The 18,569-nt window shown below is 66.8% G+C and carries 19 protein-coding genes; 14 read left to right on the top strand and 5 right to left on the bottom strand.

The window, feature by feature from the left end; genetic code table 11:
- The first annotated feature begins 112 nt into the window (after positions 1-112).
- The 5 genes from ACEWFR_RS19070 to ACEWFR_RS19050 all read left to right on the top strand — a co-directional run bounded on the left by ACEWFR_RS19070 (position 113) and on the right by ACEWFR_RS19050 (position 6,824).
- Positions 113-1,729, top strand: a complete 1,617-nt coding sequence (locus ACEWFR_RS19070; protein WP_374062541.1) for a hypothetical protein — start codon at positions 113-115, stop codon at positions 1,727-1,729.
- Complete coding sequence (locus tag ACEWFR_RS19065; protein WP_374062540.1) at positions 1,722-2,450, top strand: hypothetical protein; 729 nt, start codon at positions 1,722-1,724, stop codon at positions 2,448-2,450. Before ACEWFR_RS19070 ends, ACEWFR_RS19065 begins: the two co-directional genes overlap by 8 nt.
- Positions 2,447-4,015, top strand: a complete 1,569-nt coding sequence (locus ACEWFR_RS19060; protein WP_374062539.1) for a DUF58 domain-containing protein — start codon at positions 2,447-2,449, stop codon at positions 4,013-4,015. Before ACEWFR_RS19065 ends, ACEWFR_RS19060 begins: the two co-directional genes overlap by 4 nt.
- Positions 4,012-5,739, top strand: coding sequence for a hypothetical protein (locus ACEWFR_RS19055; protein ID WP_374062538.1), 1,728 nt, complete (start codon positions 4,012-4,014; stop codon positions 5,737-5,739). The genes ACEWFR_RS19060 and ACEWFR_RS19055 overlap by 4 nt, the downstream gene beginning before the upstream one ends.
- A 92-nt stretch (positions 5,740-5,831) precedes the next feature.
- On the top strand, positions 5,832-6,824 hold the full coding sequence (locus ACEWFR_RS19050) for an MBL fold metallo-hydrolase (RefSeq protein WP_374062537.1): 993 nt from the start codon (positions 5,832-5,834) through the stop codon (positions 6,822-6,824).
- Between the two features lie 388 nt (positions 6,825-7,212).
- On the opposite strand, the gene ACEWFR_RS19045 is transcribed toward ACEWFR_RS19050, so the two are convergent.
- The gene (locus ACEWFR_RS19045; protein ID WP_374062536.1) at positions 7,213-8,166 is read right to left on the bottom strand and encodes an AAA family ATPase; all 954 of its coding nucleotides are present in this window, start codon (positions 8,164-8,166) and stop codon (positions 7,213-7,215) included.
- Positions 8,167-8,270: 104 nt separating this feature from the next.
- Here ACEWFR_RS19045 and ACEWFR_RS19040 point away from each other — a divergent pair, with 104 nt between their 5' ends.
- Together ACEWFR_RS19040 and ACEWFR_RS19035 are read left to right on the top strand one after the other, a co-directional pair.
- Positions 8,271-8,624, top strand: coding sequence for a hypothetical protein (locus ACEWFR_RS19040; RefSeq protein ID WP_374062562.1), 354 nt, complete (start codon positions 8,271-8,273; stop codon positions 8,622-8,624).
- Positions 8,625-8,838: 214 nt separating this feature from the next.
- On the top strand, positions 8,839-9,297 hold the full coding sequence (locus tag ACEWFR_RS19035; RefSeq protein ID WP_374062535.1) for a Tfx family DNA-binding protein: 459 nt from the start codon (positions 8,839-8,841) through the stop codon (positions 9,295-9,297).
- Between the two features lie 112 nt (positions 9,298-9,409).
- On the opposite strand, the gene ACEWFR_RS19030 is transcribed toward ACEWFR_RS19035, so the two are convergent.
- Positions 9,410-10,255, bottom strand: a complete 846-nt coding sequence (locus ACEWFR_RS19030) for an RNA ligase family protein (protein ID WP_374062534.1) — start codon at positions 10,253-10,255, stop codon at positions 9,410-9,412.
- A gap of 152 nt (positions 10,256-10,407) precedes the next feature.
- Between ACEWFR_RS19030 and ACEWFR_RS19025 the strand changes: the two genes are divergently transcribed.
- The 3 genes from ACEWFR_RS19025 (at position 10,408) to ACEWFR_RS19015 (ending at position 12,732) form a co-directional block, all read left to right on the top strand.
- On the top strand, positions 10,408-10,782 hold the full coding sequence (locus ACEWFR_RS19025) for a cyclic nucleotide-binding/CBS domain-containing protein (protein WP_176548161.1): 375 nt from the start codon (positions 10,408-10,410) through the stop codon (positions 10,780-10,782).
- A 93-nt stretch (positions 10,783-10,875) separates the two neighbouring features.
- Positions 10,876-11,661 (top strand): SDR family oxidoreductase, encoded by a 786-nt coding sequence (locus ACEWFR_RS19020; protein WP_374062533.1) that lies wholly within the window; start codon positions 10,876-10,878, stop codon positions 11,659-11,661.
- A gap of 78 nt (positions 11,662-11,739) precedes the next feature.
- Positions 11,740-12,732 (top strand): hypothetical protein, encoded by a 993-nt coding sequence (locus tag ACEWFR_RS19015; RefSeq protein WP_374062532.1) that lies wholly within the window; start codon positions 11,740-11,742, stop codon positions 12,730-12,732.
- Between the two features lie 323 nt (positions 12,733-13,055).
- On the opposite strand, the gene ACEWFR_RS19010 is transcribed toward ACEWFR_RS19015, so the two are convergent.
- Complete coding sequence (locus tag ACEWFR_RS19010; protein ID WP_374062531.1) at positions 13,056-13,919, bottom strand: ThiF family adenylyltransferase; 864 nt, start codon at positions 13,917-13,919, stop codon at positions 13,056-13,058.
- Between the two features lie 297 nt (positions 13,920-14,216).
- On the opposite strand from ACEWFR_RS19010, the gene ACEWFR_RS19005 reads away from it, so the two are divergent.
- From ACEWFR_RS19005 to ACEWFR_RS18990, 4 genes are all read left to right on the top strand, one after another.
- Positions 14,217-14,402 (top strand): HVO_0416 family zinc finger protein, encoded by a 186-nt coding sequence (locus ACEWFR_RS19005; RefSeq protein ID WP_374062530.1) that lies wholly within the window; start codon positions 14,217-14,219, stop codon positions 14,400-14,402.
- Positions 14,403-14,615: 213 nt separating this feature from the next.
- A complete protein-coding gene (locus ACEWFR_RS19000; protein WP_176548162.1) occupies positions 14,616-14,774 on the top strand; it encodes a hypothetical protein in 159 nt (52 codons plus the stop codon).
- Positions 14,775-14,837: 63 nt separating this feature from the next.
- Positions 14,838-16,715, top strand: a complete 1,878-nt coding sequence (locus tag ACEWFR_RS18995) for a UvrD-helicase domain-containing protein (RefSeq protein ID WP_374062529.1) — start codon at positions 14,838-14,840, stop codon at positions 16,713-16,715.
- Positions 16,712-17,896: a peptidase M24 gene (locus tag ACEWFR_RS18990; protein ID WP_374062528.1), complete on the top strand. Its 1,185-nt coding sequence runs from the start codon at positions 16,712-16,714 to the stop codon at positions 17,894-17,896. Before ACEWFR_RS18995 ends, ACEWFR_RS18990 begins: the two co-directional genes overlap by 4 nt.
- Before the next feature lie 54 nt (positions 17,897-17,950).
- Here ACEWFR_RS18990 and ACEWFR_RS18985 read toward each other — a convergent pair whose 3' ends face one another.
- Both ACEWFR_RS18985 and ACEWFR_RS18980 read right to left on the bottom strand, forming a co-directional pair.
- Positions 17,951-18,136: a hypothetical protein gene (locus ACEWFR_RS18985; protein WP_098725409.1), complete on the bottom strand. Its 186-nt coding sequence runs from the start codon at positions 18,134-18,136 to the stop codon at positions 17,951-17,953.
- A gap of 132 nt (positions 18,137-18,268) precedes the next feature.
- Entirely contained in the window at positions 18,269-18,523 is a 255-nt protein-coding gene (locus tag ACEWFR_RS18980; RefSeq protein WP_098725410.1) for a hypothetical protein, read from the bottom strand.
- Positions 18,524-18,569: the final 46 nt, after the last annotated feature.

The following is an 18,569-nucleotide window of genomic DNA, read 5'->3' as shown; positions in this document are numbered from 1 at the left end:
AGTGGACAGTCGACGCGGTGGATTCTCACGGAGTCCGGACGCCCGTTCGGGTGATTCTCGGTCCGATGGCAACAAGATGTAAATATCGATTCTGTTTACTGTACGGTAATCGATGGGGAGTGGATCTCGCAGTGGCCGTCAGTTACTCTCGGTCATCGCGCTCGTCTGTGCGATCGGGGGACTGGTTCTCGCAGCAGGGGCGTTGCCCACCCTCGCGTCGGACTCGCCGGCGAGTGGCATTTTCGATGGTGCGACCGATGGGCAGGCGTCCGGTGAAACGACCGCTTCATCGGTGGCCGCTGCCGGCAGCGCTGCGTCCGGCTCGAGCGGAACGTCGGGACTGGATTCCGGTTTCATGACCAGTCTCGCGGACAGTCCGCTCCTCGGCGGTGTACTCAGCAATCTGCTGGATGGCTCCGCGGGGACCCAGCCTCGTCCCGATGCCGACGGCGCCTCGATGGACGAGCTCGAGGGGAGCGATGACGCCGGGATGCAGTCGGACGGAACATCCGGCGAGACGGATTCGACGGACGGTTCGGGTGAAACCGGTTCGACCGATGGCTCTGGCGAGACGGGGTCGACGGACGGTTCGGGTGAAACCGGCTCGACTGATAGTTCCGGTGAGACGGGAGCGACTGACGGCTCTGATGGGGGCGGCTCAACTGACGGTTCTGATGGAACCGGTTCGACCGATGGCTCCGCCGAGACGGGATCGAATGACGGCTCCGATGGGGCCGGCTCGACGGATGGGACCGACGGGGCTGGATCGACTGACGGCTCCGATGGGACTGGCTCGACTGACGGCTCCGATGGAACCGACTCGACTGACGACTCGAGCGGGACGGATTCGACCGACGGAGGCGGTGAAACGGGCTCGAGCAGCGGGGAGACGGACGGCGATCAATCGACCAGCGAGCAAGAAGCGGGCGGGGCCGACGGACAGGCGTCCGCCGCGCAAGGCGAGGACGGGTCCGACGCCGGTGCTGACGAGAGCGAAGCGGACGACGGGAGTGGTTCCGACGACTCGGACAGCGGTGAAGCCGATGGCGACGACTCGTCGCTGACGGACTCCGTCTCCGACCGCGCAGTGACGGCCGGCGTCGTGGCGATCGCCGCGCTGATCGTCGGCTACGTGTTCTACACGCGCGAGGATCCGATCGGCACGCTGCTCTCGATCCCGGGGCGACTCGTTTCGCTCGCGCTGGCGGGCGTCGTCGCCTGTTCACAGGCCCTCGAGCGGGCGCTGGCCGCATTGCGTGGCCTGCGCTCGATCGCGGATCTGCCGGGGCTCGTTCTCGCGACGATTGCGGACGCGATCCGCTCGGCGCGGACGCGCGCCCGGGAGGTCGGCTCGTCGGTGTCGACGTCGCTGTTCGGCGGTGCTAAAGAGGCGACCGATACCGACGCGACCGTCGACGCACAGATCGGCGCTCGCGAACGCATCCGGCGGGCGTTCGAGAGCGTGATCGACGCGTCGCCGATGTATCGAACCCGCGTCGCAACCGCGACCCCCGGAGACGTCGCCCGGAGCGCGACCGACGCCGGGGCACCCGATAAACCGGTCGAGACGATCACCGACTCGTTCCGCGACGTGGAGTACGGCGACCGCGATCCGAACGCCTACCTCGAGCGGACCGCGACCGCACACGATCGGCTCCGCGACGCGCTCGAATCAGCCGACGAAACCGATGGTGGTGGGAGTGACTCGTCGGGTGATCCCGATGAGTAGATCGCCGTCGACGACCGGGCTCGCGATCGTTACGGGTCTCGCGGCGGCGTTGCTCGCCGTCGGTGCCACGGTGATCGTTCAACCGGCGCTGTTGCTCGAGCGGGTGCCCGAACTCGAGGCGGTGCTCTCGGCGCTCGATCCCGCGCTCGTCGTGCTGGCGATGGCGCTCGTGCTCGTGGTGTTCGCACCGACGCTGGGGATCGCCGGCCGACTCCGGTCATCGGCGACGTCGCCGCTGGTCGAACCGACGGCCGGGTCGGGTCTCGATCCGTCTCGGTTCGACGATCGGGCTACGCGACAGCGGATCGTCGGCGAATCGTTCGATCGATGGCTCGAGTTGGCCACGGCCTACGACGACGAGTCGCGGTCGACGCGGGAGGATGCGCGTCGACGGCTCGTCGAGTCGCTGCGCCCCATCGCTGCGACCGCCTACGCGAATCGGGCGGGGTTGACCGAGGACGACGCGATGGCCGCGATCGAGGCCGGTTCGTGGACCGACGACCCCCGCGCGGCCGCCTTCCTTGGGGGCCCAGACGGTCCGTCGACGCCGCTGTGGTTGTGGCTGTTCGATCTCGTGAGCGCGGCCGATCCGGTCGTCCGGAGCCTCGAGCACGCGATCGATGAGATCGATCGGGTGCAGTCGACGCCGTCGGTCGCGCCACCGGCAGCGACGTCGGCGACCGAGCGGACGGAGATGACCGACACGGAGGGCACAGCGTGACCGACGCGATCCGCCAGGCTCGCTGGCACGGCGCGCTCGTCGTCACGCTGGTAGCTGCCCTGCTCGCGGTCGTGCTCGGGCTCCCGTCCCTGCTCTTCCTCGGCGTCGTAGCGCTCGGGTTCGCCCTCGTCGGGGAGGTGAGTTCGGTCCCGGATCTCGACGGTGGCGAGGGCGAAGTGAATGGCGATACTGACGCAACCGCCGCTACTGAAGCGACCACGGCTACTGACGCGACCGACGATATCGAAACGGATGCCGACGCCGACGCTACTGGCGATGCCCAAGCGGACACCGAGGTTGGTGGCGGTTCTGATACTGGCCTGCGCCTCGAGCGGGCGCTTGAGGACGCCCGCGTGCGACCGGGTCGGTCGGTGACGGTGACGCTGTCGGTGACCAACGAGAGCGACCGGGTCGCGTCGGACGTTCGCGTCGTCGATCACCCGCCCGTGGACGTGCCGGTAACGACCGGCTCGCCCGCGTTTGCGACGGCCGTTCGGCCCGGTGAGACCGTCACCCACGAGTACGAACTCACACCGCCGCGCGGGGAGTACGAGTTCGGGACGGCGACGATCCGCTGTCGGTCGCTGTCGGCGACGGCGGTGACGACCGACGAGTTCGAACCCGCCGGCGAGACCGGGTTCACCTGCGAGACGCTACTCGACTCGTTCCCGTTCCAGGATCGGACGATCCAGTACGTCGGCCAGACGCCGACCGACGACGGCGGGAGCGGCGTCGAGTTCTTCTCGACCCGGGAGTACCGCCGCGGCGATCCGATGAACCGGATCGACTGGCACCGCTTCGCCCGGACGGGGGATCTCGCGACCGTCGAATACCGCGAGGAGCGGGCGGTGACGATCGTATTCGTGATCGACGACCGCGCGTCGGTGCACCGCGACGCTCCCGGTGGCGGGCCGGATTCGTACGACCTGACGCTCTACGCCGCCTCCCGGGGCGTCGTCGCCTCGCTCGAGGACGGCAACCGAACCGGTCTGGTGACCCTCTCCGGCGACACGTGGATCGAGCCCGGCGGTGGTTCCGACACCCGAAGCCGCGTCGAAGACGTGCTTGAGGACGCGGCGACCCAGTCGCCATCGGGGGCGGCCTCGCCCCCGGGATCGGTGACCGATCAGCCGATCGCAGACGGCGGTGAGGGAGTGGAAGACTCCCGATCCTCGTGGGAACAGCGTTCCGATGGTGGTGAGGGAGTGGCGGACTCCCGATCCGACGAGAGTTCGCTCGCGGTCGATCTCGAGCGGCGGCTGCCCAAGCGCGCGCAGGTCGTCTTCTGTACGCCGCTGTCAGAGAAGGGGGCGGTCGATCTCGTCGAGACGCTGCGGACTCGCGGGCGGGCGGTGACGGTCGTCTCGCCCGACGTGACGACCGGCGTGACGTCGACGGTGACGACCGGCATGCAGGTCGCCGGCCTGCAGCGGGCCAACCGGGTCGACGCGCTCCGCGGGCTCGGGGCGACCGTCGTCGACTGGCAGCTCGAGGACCCGCTGTCGGTCGATCTGGCGCGGGCGTTTCGTGCCGGCTCCGGCCGAACCGGAGGGAGATCGCCGTGACTGGCGACGCGATCATCGGCTCGGCCGGTCGGGACGGTCGGGGCGGTCCGGACGCGCGCGACTCGAACGCGGTGGGATCAGCGGGAACGGCGACGGGACCGCAATCGAGGCGCGCGATTGCTCTCGAGACCGGGAGAGAGAGCCTCGAGTCGGGAATCCGCGGGCTTCGACGGGCACTGCGCCGACCGACGGCGAGCGACGTGGCGATGCTCTGTTGTACGTTGATCATCTGCATCGCGGTCGGGGCGACGCTGGTCGGTCTCGAGCTGGCGGCGCTCGCGGTCGGTGCCGGACTGGCGGCGGCGGTGACGACCGCACTGCTGGCGAGCCGGCGACCGCTCGTCCGCGGAATCGGCGGGATCCTCGCGGTTCCGACCGCTGTCCTGGTCTCGTCGCCGGCCCTTCTCGCCGGTGCGCTCGCGCTGACCTCGTCGAGCGTGGGACTGATCGCCGGCGCGGCGGTCTGGTCGCTCGTCGTCGCCGCGTTCGCCGCGGGGCTGGTCTCGTGGCAGCGGTTCGGACGCGGCGGCGTTCGGCGTGGTTCGACGGGAACGACCCTCGCCGCGATCGGGGTCGCCGCCGTCGCCGCCGTGCCGATCGTTCCGCGGGCCGACCTCCGCGCTCGCGCCGCGGCGGCCGTGACGGACACGGTCGGCCAGCTCTGGGCCGCTCTCGTCACCTCGCCGGAGCCATGGACGGTGGTGTCGTTCGCCGGTCTGGTGCTCGTCGCCGCGTTCCTCTCGAGTCGTGCGCTCGCTGCGATACCGCTCGAGCGGTTCGTCCCGCCGGATCGCCGCGACGCGCTCGCAACGGCCGTCGACGCCGTTCGTCGGAGCTGTTCGCTCTCGATTCGGGGGGCGATCGCGCTGGTGATCGCCGCTGTCGGCGCACCGCTCGCCGTCGATCGACTCGAGGGACCGACGGTGACGCCGGCCGACCTGCGGACGGAGTTACCGGCACCGGTCGGCGACGCCGTCGCGACGCTCGTCACGACCGGCGACCTCCGAGCGGGGCTGCTCGCTCTTGCGGGAATCGCGGTCGCGCTCCTCGTCCTTGAGCGGGCCCGCCGCGCGGCCGGTCGCGGCCCCGCCGTCGTGATCGCCCGACTGCTTGCGCCGATCGTCGGCGGCGCGCTCGTCGCGCTCGTGCTCGCACGGGCACTTGCCGGCTCGGCGCTCGAGGCCGAGATTCGGACGACGCTGACGACGGGCCTCGGCGGGGTGGCACCGCCGTCGGTGCTCGAATTCCTCACCTCGGTTCCCGCCTTCGTGCTGGTGGCGATCGTGTTGATCCTCGCGCTGGGCTCGCTCTCCTCGCTGCTGTGGACCGTGACGATGTTGCGAGTGGTCCGCGTGCTTCCCCGGCGGGGGATCGCCGCCGCGCTCGCCGCGGGTTCGGTGTTCGCGCTGGCGATCGGCCTCGCGGCCGTCGGCCGGCTCGAGCCGGCGATCTGGACGGCTGCGGCGGCGTTCGTCCTCTGGGACATCGGCGAGTACGCTGACGCAATCCGGACGGAACTCGGCCGCGACGCGGCGACGATGCGGGCGGAACTCGTCCACGTCGGCGGGACGGTGCTGTCGGGCGGCGTCGTCGCCGGCGGGACCGTTGCCCTCTCTCGGTGGGGCGTGACCGACGTGTCGATCACCGATCCGGCCCTCGCGGCCGTCGCCGTCGGGACGGGGCTGTTTGCGGTCGTCCTCGTGACGTGGGCGCTTCGCGGCTAGGGACTGTGCCTTACCAGTCCCGGTGACCGATCATCGACTCATACCGTTCCGCTTCAGACAACGTTTTCTCGGTCCGCGTGAGATGTGGGTGCATGGAACGCATCTCGCTGTCGAACTCGGCGTTCGAGGGTGACAACAACGCCTATCTCTTCGCGAACGGAGCCGAAACAGTGCTGATCGATACCGGCGACTGGATGCCGACGACTCGGGAGCAACTCGAGGCGGCGTTCGCCGATCGGGGACTCGAACTCGCCGATGTCGACCGGATCTTTCTCACGCACTGGCACCACGACCACTGCGGACTGGCCGGCGAGATTCAGGCCGAAAGCGGTGCCGAAGTGTACGCACACGCCGCCGACGCGGCGCTCATCGAGGGCGACGACGACGCCTGGGACGCGATGTACGACCGCCAGAAGCGCTACTTCGAGGAGTGGGGGATGCCCGAGGCCAAGCAGGAGGTCCTCCTCGAGCGGATGGTCCACGACGAGGCGACCGTCGAGACACCGACAGTCATCCCCTTCGAGGACGGCGAGACGTTCGCCGTCGACGGGACCGAACTCGAGGTCGTTCACACTCCCGGCCACGCGGCCGGCCTCAGCATGTTCGAGGCGGAGATCGACGGCCAGCGGGTGGTCTTCTCCGGCGATACGCTCCTGCCGGTATATACGCCGAACGTCGGCGGTGCGGACGTCCGCGTCGACCGGCCGCTCGAGAAGTACCTCCGCGCGCTGCGGGGAATGGTCGACGCGGACTACGACCGCGCGTGGCCGGGCCACCGCGATCCGATCGCCGACCCCACCGGGCGGGCGCAGTACATCATCGACCACCACGAGGAGCGCTCCTGGCGGGTGCTCGACGCGCTGGATCGAACGGGACCGTGCGACACGTGGACCGTCAGCGCGGAGCTATTCGGCGAACTCGACAGCATCCACATCCTCCACGGCCCCGGCGAGTCCTACGCCCACCTCGAGCACTTAGAGCGCGAGGGAACCGTCGTCCGCGAGGAGCGCGAGTACCGGCTCGCAGACGGCGTTTCCGACGAGCTCGCGGAACTCGAGGCGGAGCGCTGGCCCCTCGAGTACTGAGCCGTCGCCGTTTTCGGTCGATTCGTTCCGTGTAAGCATTAGCTCGATCTATGAATGGGACGTTAGGTTCTGATGGGAGTTTGTGTGACGAAGTGTCCTGCTATCGTGGCAACAGGGAATCGCCACGCCCTCCCCAACCGATTCGCTCGGTCACTTCGTTCTCTCGCTCATCCACTGGAAGACGCGAGCGTCTTCCAAGCCGCCACTCACAAAGCTCGCGAAGACCTCGCACGATTTCGTGCCGCGGTTCATTGACATTCACCGCGGCCCAGCGCGCGCCACCGCATGTGGTAGGCTGGTCTGGAGTGAGACGTAGCCCCCTCGTATCGAACACTCGAGGGCCACGAGCAGTAGATGCGGCGGTCGCGAAGAGTGTCGCCGGTGCCGCTCAGTCACCCATCGAGGGAACCGGAACGCTGTTCAGCGCGCCCTCGACGATCGAGCGGGGATCGACATCGCGGACGTCCGCCTCCGTCGTCAGGACGATGCGGTGGTCCAGTACGGGGTGGACGACCGCGTGGACATCCTCCGGAGCGACGTAATCGCGGCTTGCGATCGTCGCTCGAGCGCGACTCGCCTCGAACAGTCGCTGGAGGCCGCGCGGTGAGATACCGACCTCGACGCGCTCGTCCTCGCGGGTCGCCCGACAGACGTCGACGAGGTACTCTCGAATCTCGGGGTCGACGCCGATCGATTCGGGAACGGTCTGCAGATCGAGTACCGCATCGCGGTCGACGACGCTGCCGACGTCGGGCGTCCGGGTCTCCCGGTTCGCCCGTCGCTCGAGGAGTTCGAGTTCGCCGTCGCGGTCGGGGTACCCGATCGTCGTCTTGACCATGAAGCGGTCGACCTGTGCCTCCGGCAGCGGGAAGGTCCCCTCCTGCTCGACGGGATTTTGCGTCGCGATGACGAAGAACGGGTCCGGAAGCTCGCGCGTCTCACCGCCGATCGAGACCTGTTTCTCGCCCATCGCTTCCAGCAGGGCGGCCTGGGTCTTGGGCGGCGCGCGGTTGATCTCGTCGGCCAGCACCACGTTCGCGAAGATCGGTCCCTCCTCGAACTCGAACTCGCCGGCTTGCTCGTCGTAGACGTGGGTGCCGGTGATGTCGGCCGGCAGCAGATCGGGCGTGAATTGAATCCGCTTGAACTCGAGGTCGAGCGCCGTCGCGAGGGTCCGCGCCGTTAGGGTCTTCCCGGTCCCGGGCACGTCCTCGAGGAGGACGTGACCCCCGCCGACGATAGCTGTGAGAATCGTCTCGAAGCGCTGCTGGTCGCCGATGACTGCGGTCTGGATCTCCGAAAGGACGTCCTGACACGTCTCGGCGGCCGCGGAAACGTTCATGCTCGCCGTCTGTCTCCCGACCAATATATACGGTTCGGCCGACACGACGAGCTCGATCCAATACCGGGAAGTATTTACTCATAACCGAGTTAGGAATGTGTATGATGTGGCAAGACCTGATCTTCCTGGCCGGCAGCGTCCTCTCGATCGTCTTCCTCGCACCGACGGTGCGGGACGTGACCGCGAACATCCCGCTCGCCTCGAGCGTGCCGTCGATGACGATCGGGGCGGTCTACGCCGTCACGTACGCGACGATGGGAATGCGCTTCTCTGCGCTCGGTTCGCTCGGCGTCGCAGCGATGTGGTCGCTGATCGTTTCCTACCGCTCGTCGGGACCGCACGACGGCCCCGCGAACGTCGGTCGATTCGTCCGCTCGCTGTTCCGGCAGGCGCGTCGCTCCGGGCCCGAGACGGGGACCGAAAACGAGTACACCGCACCCGGCCAATCGGCCGACTAACGACCGGCGTCGCGGTTCGCTCCGTCATCTCTCGAGCACAGATCGTTCTCGACCGCAGACGGAGACGGTGGCGGTCCAGCACCGAAACCGTGCCAGCCCAGTGTCGAAACCGTGCCAGCCCAGTGTCGAGACCGGGGAAGCTTTGATCCCGCCGAAAGCTAGAGTATAGTACTATGCACACGCGAGCCTGCGGATTCAGGGGAGGGAAGTCGCCGTGATCGACGACGTCGGGGAACTCCTCGAGGAGATCGGGTTCGATCCCGAGACCAGCGTCCTGACCTACCGGCAGGCACAGGTGCTCGCGTTGCGCGAACGCGGCGTCTCGCAGGCCGACATCGCCGAGGCGCTGGGGACCTCGCGGGCGAACGTCTCCTCGATCGAGTCCAGCGCCCGGGAAAACGTTTCGAAGGCCCGCGAAACCGTCGCCTTCGCGGAGGCGCTTCGCGCGCCGGTTCGCGTTCGCGTCCCCGCCGGCACCGACCTCTACGACGTGCCCCAGATGGTGTACGACGCCTGCGACGAGGCCGGCGTCAAGGTCGACCACACCGCGCCGGATCTGATGAAAGTCGTCGGCGACGCCGCGGGGTCGGCCGTCTCCGGCCGGCAGATATCGACGCCGCTGATCGTTGGGGTAACCTCGGAGGGAATGGTCCGCGTTCGCCATCACGAGTGATACGGACTGCTGTCAGTCATTTCCAGAACAACCGCGACCCGTCCTGCGGTTGCGCCGGTACATCGGTACAACAGACCGTATGAACCGTCTCTCGTCGGTACAAACTGCGCGACTACTCGTAGCGCTTTTCGAGAAACTGTCGGACTACCCGTCCGACCTCCGATCGAAACTGGTCCATCTCGACGGTTCCGCTCCCGCGATAGAGCCGGTTGTGCGCTTCGCGAACGATGTCCTCGAGGACGCGCTCGTGGACGGCCTCGACGGTCACGGGTTGTTGGCGGTCCTCGAGTCGCCTCGCGATTTTCTCCATCCGTTGTCGCGTCGCGTACGTCGCGGCCAGCTCCGGAGCGGACGCGTCGACTGGAGTCGTTTCCTCGCCGTCTCGGTGCGCGGGATGGAGTAGGTTCGCTCGCTGTCCCCGTTTGTTCCGAATGATAACGCCTTCAGCGGGTCCGTCGTACCAGTTCGACTGCGGGACGGTGTACGATTCGGGATCGAAATCTCGCGTGTGCCGCTCACGCTCGAAGGCGTTTACGGGCCGGAGTCCGACCCGCTCGAAGATCCGTTCGGTCGTATCGGGCGGGTAAAACGCGCCGTTCTCGTCCGACCAGATATCGAACCCGAGGACCGACGGGGTGCGGTCCCACTCGTACTCGATCGCATGCCGGTGCATCGCCTCGCCGAAGAAGACGATCGACTCGATGTCGTCGACGGCGCGTCGAAGCGCGTCCCGGTCGAGACGCTCCCGAACGTGGCGGACGGCGTGGTGATACGGGTCCGGAATCGCGTCCGGAGCCGAATACCACCGATCTCGATCGCCGAAGCGGACGAGCCCCGACCGCTGTAACTGAAACCGAAAAAACGCCCCGTCGACTTTCTCGAGGAGCCAGAGATGCCCGTCATCGAAGAGTTCGCGGGGCGCATTCTCGACGCGCGGGATGGATGGATATCGCTTCAACTGTGTCGTCCTCGAGGGGCTCCACCGTCTTCTATCTCCTGTTCACCTCCTCGGTCCCTCGGAACCCTTCACCGGGTCGGATACTGTTCGTCGAGTCGCGATTTGTTGACTCGACGGAAAACGTCATACCTCCCGTGTCCGTGCGTACGGATATGAGTGCTGACGACAGAGTCACCGTCGAAGACGTGATGTCAACGCCCCTGGAGACGATCTCGAAGGACGCAACGGTAATGGAAGCGGCACAACGGATGCGCGAGAAGGACATCAGCGCACTGGTCGTGGGGAACTCGCCGCGAGCGATTATCAGCAGTACAGACGTTCTCGATGCCGTCGCTGACGGCCGGAATATCACGGAGTTGCAGGTCGCCGACGTGATGACGACCGATGTTGAGACTGCCGCCCCGGACCTCTACATGGAGGAAATCGCCGCGATGATGACCACGTACGGTATCAAGCACCTCCCGGTCGTCGACGACGACTACGTCGGGATGGTCTCCTCGACCGACGTCACCGCCCACCTCTCGTAGGTATCGATCGGCCGGCTATCGACACCGACGGCGGCGCATCGGTCGCCTGCCGGCTCCCCGAGAGATTTGTACGCCCCGGTCGTCGCCATGGGTATGGACTTCGAACTCGACGGCAATTCGGCGCTGGTAACCGCCGCCTCGAGCGGCCTCGGCTTCGCGAGCGCACAGGCGCTCGCCGAGGAGGGCGCGAACGTCGCGATCTGTGGCCGGGATGCGGACCGACTTGAGGACGCCCGCGAGGAACTCGACGCGACGGGGACGGGCGACGTGCTCGCCGTCCGGGCCGACCTCACGGATCCCGACGATGTCTCCCGACTCGTCCGCGAGACGGTGGACGCGTTCGGGGGGCTCGATCACCTCGTTACCTCTTCGGGGGGCCCGCCGAGTACGACCTTCCTCGAGACCGACGAACAGGACTGGTATCAGGCCTACGACCTGCTGGTGATGAGCGTCGTCTGGACGATCGAGGAGAGCCACGAGCACCTGCTCGAGTCCGAGTACGGGACGATCACGTGCATCACCTCGCGAACAGTTCGAGAGGTCGCGGACGGCCTCCTGCTCTCGAACTCGGTCCGACGGGGCGTGATCGGCCTCGTCAAGACGATTTCACGGGAGTTCGCGCCCGAAATTCGAGCCAACGCGGTCCTGCCGGGGACGATCGAGACGGCCCGGATCGAGGAACTCGTCGAGTCCGGCATCGAGCGCGGCACCTACGACGACTACGAGGCGGGGCTGACCGAACTGGCGAGCGACATTCCGATGGACCGCCTCGGTGAGCCCAGAGAGCTCGGGGACGTCGTGGCCTTCCTCTCGAGTCCGCACGCGAGCTTCGTCAACGGGACCGAGATCCCGATCGACGGCGGCCTGTTGCGGAGCTGAGGTGGTCACCACTGCAGCTTGACACGCCGTCTGGTTTCGAATCGAAATATTCTCGGTTCCCCTCGGCCGAGTCGGAGTGTGTACAGGCCGGCTCAGATCGCTGGATATCTCGCGCTAGTCGTAACCCCCGCCGCGTTGCTCTTCGGTGCCGTTCGTGCGCCGACCGACCCGCCGACCGGACTGCTGAGCGTCCAGTTCGGGGTCGTTCTCGCGGGAACCGTCGTCGCCGCGATGGAGCGCCACCGTCTCTGGACGCTCGATACGGCTGGCTGGGAGTTCGATGCGACCGGATTCGATCACACGGACATCTTCGACGCGCTCGCGGTCCCGGCCGCGGCGGTGCTCACCTACGGACTGAGCGTCCACGCCGATCTCGGTCCGGTTCTCGCGTCCGCGCTCGTCGGGCTGATCGTCGGCCTCGGGCTCCCGCGGATCGACGGCGCGGCCTACTGCGGGTCGTTCGTCGGGATGGCCTCGCCGGCGGTGTTTCCCTCGCTCGAGGGTGTCGCGCTGGCGGGTCTCCTCGCCGGACTCGCGTTCGTCGCGACGGCCGAATCGTTCGGCGGCTTCGGCGGCAAATACGGCACGCTCGCGCTCTTCGGCTGTCTCTCGGCGGTGTTCTTGACGGACGTCGACTACGCCGCTGGGAGCTCGCTCGAGTGGGGACTCGCCCCCGCGATCGGTGCCGTCGCCGTCGTCGCTGCGGTCGCGACCGTCTCGCTGCGCACTCGCGGCGGGATGAGTTCGGTGGTCGCTTCCGCTGCGGTCGGGGTCGTCGCCGGCGTCGGGTTCCCACGGATCCTTCCGGAACTGGGGCCGACGCTGGCCGCAGTCGCCTTCTGTGCCTCGTTCGTCGGAATGTCGAGCGCCGAACGGTTGGAAACCACGGGACAGGTCGCGGGTGCGGGCGTCGTCTGTGGACTCGTCTACCTCGCGGTCGCACCGGCCCTCGCCGGCGCGGGCGGCAAACTGGGGACAACCGCGTTCATCTCCTGTCTCGCACTCGCCGGCGCGCTGGAGCTGACGGCCGTCGCCCGCTCGAGCGTCGGTCGCTTCGCTGCGAGTCGTTGAACGTGGTCTGCGGTCACGCTCGAGTCCGGTGGCCGCTCGGATTCGGGATACCTTCGTCGTCGCGCTCTGGCTCTCGGCAGTCGTCTATTTGAACGGCAGACGCCGGCACGTCGGCACGCCGTCACTGTCGTCACCGCGGCGGCGTTCGGGCGGGTGAACCGGTCGTCGTCGCTCTGCTCACGGTTCCCTTCGGTCACCGCTTGCTTTCGATCCCCTCACTCCAATCCGGTCTCGCTCCGCTCATACGGTCTGCTGTACCGATGTCCCGGCGCGACCGCGAACCGTCCTGTGGTCGCGGCGGAACTGACTGACAGCAGTCCGTATCAGTCGGCCGAAATCTCGCAGGTGCCCTCGTAGGCCACGTCCGAGACCGATTCGATTTCGGGGTCGTCCCCACAGACCGGACACGCCGGGTTCGGCTGAACCGGGACCTCCTCGAAAGTCATGTCCATCGCGTCGTACAGCAGGAGGCGGCCCTCGAGTAGGTCGCCCTTCTCGAGCAGGTATTTGACGACCTCGGTCGCCTGGATGCAGCCGACGGTGCCGGGGAGGACGCCGAGGACGCCCGTGGTGGCGCAGTCCGGAACGGTCCCGGGTTCGGGCGCTTCGGGGAAGATACAGCGGTAACACGGCGGCGATGTCTCGTCTCCGTCCGCATCGCCGCGGCCGTCACCGCTGCGGTCGTTAGTGAACGACGTTATCTGCCCTTCGAACCGGTAGATCGCGCCGTGAAACAGCGGCGTCTCGGTGAGGACGCAGTGGTCGTTGAGCAGGTAGCGGGTCGCGAAGTTGTCGCTGGCGTCGAGGACGATGTCGTACTCGGCGACCAGGGATCCGACGGTTGCCGCGGTAACGCGGGTTTCGTGAGTCTCGACGTCGATATCGGGGTTCAGTTGGTCGACATAGTCGGCGGCGCTCTCGACCTTCGGCCGACCGACATCGGCGTCGCCGTGGACGATCTGTCGTTGCAGGTTCGAGCGCTCGACGACGTCGTCATCGACGATTCCCAGCCGACCGACGCCGGCCGCTGCGAGATACTGGATAGCCGGCGAGCCAAGTCCGCCGGCACCGACGATCAGGACGCTCCCCTCGAGCAGCCGCTGTTGGCCCTCGGGACCGATCTCGTCCATGATAACGTGTCTCGAGTAGCGATCGAGCTGGGTCGCGTCGAGGCGCAGGTCGCTCATACGGTACCGTTCGGCCGAGAGCGAGAAAAGGACGCGGGTCGAATGCTCCCGGACGGACTGTTGTCAGTCAGTTTCAGAGCAACCGCGATCGCCCTACGATTCTGCCGGGACATCGGTACGGTAGACCGTCTCATTCGCCGGCGCTGGCGGGTGGCTCACTCCGTCGTTTGGGGCGGCTAACCCCGTCGTCTGGTGGCTCCTATTTCCGTCGTCGCTGCGACGACCCGTGGTATCGCGGAGGTGGCAGGATCTTCACCGACCCAACGATTTAATAGTGTGGTGCACATTCACACACCTATGGCAACCTCACCCAGTGATGCCGGTGACGACGTCATCGATCAATTCCTGTCCGATCGCGGTCACTCGGTCGAACAAGTAGGGTGGGACCACGATTATAACAAAAAGCAGTGTCCGGAGTGTGGCGGTCTCCACGATACGTCCGCCAGTTCCTGTACCGTCTGCGGGTGGGAACCTGCGACGTAAGGGCCGGCGCTGTCGGGGATCACCACCGTCGTACATGGTCTTCGATTCATCGCGTCCCGACGGGACCGCGTACGGTATCGTCGCAACTCGTCTCGGTCGGTGACGCGTCGAACGAACCGCGACGATCTTTGACCACGCCATTCGAATGTTTTTATAATACTACTTCCGACACAATTATAACCTGTTGATAGCTAAACCGTAGTGAGAAGAACTATGCCGGAATGCCAGAACTGCGGTGCGTTCGTCACCGAACGATACGCCCGGGTGTTCACCCCGCGAGGCGTCGACGATCCGCGCGTCTGTCCGGACTGTCAGGACAAGATCCGCGACGGTGCCAACGTCCGAGACGCCCGCTCGCCGCGCGATCCATAACCGCTCGTTTCTGTCGAAGAAAACCCACGTCACTTATAGGTGTCGCGCTCTTGTTTGGCTACAATGACTCCGACGGACACGACGGTTACCCGCCTGTTCGGTGGTCCGGGAAGCGGGAAGACGACCGCCCTCCTCGACCGCGTCGAAGATATCCTCGAGCAGGATGGCGTCACCTTCCGGGACATTCTCGTCGTCTCATATACGCGAGCGGCGGCCCAAGAGATTCGAGAACGCCTCGCCGACCGCCTCGACGAGAGCCCGCGCGCCCTGCAGGGCAACGTCTGTACGATGCACGCAAAGGCCTACGAACTGCTCGATCTCTCTCGAGCCGACGTCATCGGCGAATCCGACAAAGAGGACTTCTGCGACCAGTACGGTATCGATTACGAAGACGAGTACTCGGGCGCCGGCCGCCGGACCGCCCGGTCGACGACGATCGGGAACAAGATCATCGCGACGAGCCAGTGGCTCCAGCGGACCAGCCGCGAGGTCTCGGACTGGTACGACGTCCCCTTTCAGTGGGACGACGAGGAGGTTCGACTCCCGCCCGAGATCGACGACAACGCCCAGGAGGGCAACAAGTACACCCCGACCTGGCCCAGCGACGACGACCGGATCGACATTCCCGAAGCGATCCGCGCCTGGCGCAGCTACAAGGGCGACGAAGGGAAAATCGGCTTCGCGGACATGCTCGAGCGAGTCGAGCAACGCTCGCTGCTGCCTAGCGTCGACTACCTGGTGATCGACGAGTTCCAGGACATCACCACGCTGCAGTACGACGTCTATCAGGAGTGGAAACCCCACATGAAGCAGGTCCTGATCGCCGGCGACGACGACCAGGTCGTCTACTCCTGGCAGGGAGCAGACCCCGCACTCCTCCTCGAGGAGGAGGTCGACGAGGACGTCATCCTGCCGAACTCCTACCGACTGCCGTCGAACGTCCTCAACGCAGTCAACAAGGAGATCCGCCACATCGATCAGCGTCAGGACAAGGACCTCAAGCCGCGGACGGAAGGAGGCGCCGTCGAGGCGAAAACGAATGCGTCGATGCTCGACGTGGTCCGGATGGTCCGCCGGGCGCTCGTCGAGGGCGACGGCACCATCATGGTGCTGTTCCGGGCGCGCTACCAGATGTTCCAGTTCATCGACGAGTTCATCACCGAGGGCGTCCCCTTCACGTCGCTGACCGACCAACGGATGTGGACCGACCGACTCACGGAGTACGTCTACGCGGTCGAGGCGCTCGACGCTGGCGAGGACGTCACCGGCCTGCAGGCCCGTCGACTCGCGGACATGCTGCAGGATTCGGCCTTCGGTACCAACGAACGCGACGCCCTCTTCGACGAAATCGATGAGCGTCAGGAAGAAGCCGGCATCGAGGACCTGGAGGAACTCATGATCCCCGCCGGGGTCATCGAAGACCACGCACCCTTCATGCCCGACCCGGCCTCCGCCTCGGACATGCTCCGAAAGGTCACGAACTTCCAGAAGAAGAGCGTCCGATCCTACTTCGCGATCGGCGAGTACCAGGGGATGGACACCGACCGCGTCCGCGTCGGCACGATCCACTCCGCGAAGGGTCGCGAAGCCGACCACGTCTTCGTCGGCACCGACCTCACCGAGAAGGTCGTCGAACAGATGGTCGCCACGGTCGACGATCCCACCGATATCCCCGGCTGCGAGGAGTTCACCAAGACCTCCTCGCCCGTTCCCGTTCTGACCGACAACGAACGCCGCGTCTTCTACGTCGGCATGTCTCGAGCCCGCGAGCGGCTCGTCCTCCTTGAGAACCTCGTCGACGGCGCGCCCACGCTGCCGATCGACGTCCTGCTCAAGAACCGGCTGACCGATTCGACCCTCGAGGAACTGATCGAACTGGCCCAGGAGCCGATGGACGAACCGGACGCCGACGAACTCGAGGCCGAAGCCGAAGCGCCGTGACCGGTGGGAACGAACGCAGCCTCGAGCGCGACCGACCATCCGACCCCGCCGCCTCGAGCGCGACCATCGACCTCGCCCGTGAGCGACGTGACCACGCGACAACCGTTCTCTCCGACACGCTCGAGCAGCGCGACGCGACCGCGTTCGTTCACGTCGGGGCCGACCGCGATCCGGGGATTCAGTACATCTGTCCGACGCCAGCGGGCGGCGTCACCGCAGTCGCATATGACGGCGTCGAGCGCGAGTGGCTCGTCCACTCGGCGGCCGACGGGGCCGGCGGTCATCCCGCGAATCGCCTCGCCGCGACGCTCGCCGAGCGCGGGCTCGAGGGCGCGGTTCTCGCGCCGCCGCGAGTTCCACACGACGCCGCGCTCTACCTCGAGGGAGAGGGGTTCGAACTGGCGTCGGCCGACGCGCTCGAGCGGGCGCGAACAACGAAAACGGACGGCGAGCGCGAACGGATTTCGCGCGCCCAGCGGGCGGCGAGCGCCGGGATTCGACGAGCGGCGTCGGTGCTGGCCGACGCGACGGTGGTCGACGGTCGACTCGCGACCGCTGCGAACGCCGATGCAGGGTCCGAGCCCGAGTGTTTGACGCCCGCTCGATTGCGGATTGCCATCGACGAGGCCATCGTCGGTGCGGGCGCGTTTCCGGTTGGGACCACCGCGGTCAATCCAGACTCGAGCGCTGGAACCGACGCGGAGTCGCTCCGGCCCGGCGAGCCGATCGTCCTCGAGACCGCACCGCGCGGGCCGGCCGGCTACTACGGCGGGCTAGTTCGGACGCTGGTCGTCGACGGCGACGGCGGCCGAGAGCGGCGGGCTCACGTCGGCGTCACTCAATCGTTTCGCTCGGCGCGGTCGATGCTGACCGCCGGTCCGGAGTCCGTCACCGCCGTCGAAGCCGACCTCGAGGCGGAGGTGCGCTCGTTCGGGTTCGGCGACGGCGACGCGATCGAGACGCGGGTTTCGGGCGTCGGGCTGGAGGCTCGCGAGCGGCCGATCGACGGGGGCGACTCGCTGGATGCCGGGACCGTCGCGCGACTCGACGTGGCCGCACGCGTCGACGACGACAACTGGCTTCGGATCGCCGACGTGCTGGCCGTGAATGCCGAGGGCAAGCGACCTGATTGGCTCGCGGCCCCGTCGCAGTCGCTCGAGCCGACCGCGTTGCTCGAGTGAGTCACACGGCGATGGTTCTCAGACTAGTGTTCGAGTACCGGTAGGGACCTCGGCTCAGGATTCCGGTGACCATTCACAGGCGTCACCGGACATCAGGCTCTCCTCCTCGATGTGCCTGTCCAGACAGGCGTAGTTACAGAACTGCCCGGTCTGGTTGGTGCTCTCGTTCTCGCCTTCGTTCACGTATACGGGATCGTGTCGTTCGATATCGCTGTTGCAGTACGTGCACTCGGTACCCATATCGTTCTATTTCGGCTCGAGCCGGGAATGGATTGTGCCCGTGTCGTCTCGAGTAGCCCCGTTCCAGTTCGGTCGAGCAGTTGCGGCGTTCTGCTCGAGCGGTCGGTGAGGAGTGACGATCGCCAACCCCAGTCACCGGTCGTCGTTCGAATCGGATTCGGGCTCTTTCGCGACCGTGCCGACGACCCGGTTGGCCACGAGTTCGGGAATGTCGGTGGGCATCGTCAGCCAGTGCTGGATGACTACGAGCCCGATCGCGAGGCCGATGAGGGTCAGGCCGATTCCCGTGTCGTCGCGAATGAGCAGGAAGTCGAGCCCGGCGAGCGCGGCGGGAATGGCGAAGACGAGCGTGCCCGCGAGTTTGATCGTATCGATGATACCGGCCATTGGAGTGGGGTAGCGCGCCGACCGTCAAAAACGCAGCGACGATGTC

It is taken from the genome of Natrinema sp. H-ect4 (assembly GCF_041894845.1).
Lineage (GTDB): Archaea > Halobacteriota > Halobacteria > Halobacteriales > Natrialbaceae > Natrinema.
Note: the sequence above shows the minus strand (reverse complement) of the source record. Positions and strands in the feature narration are given on the sequence as shown.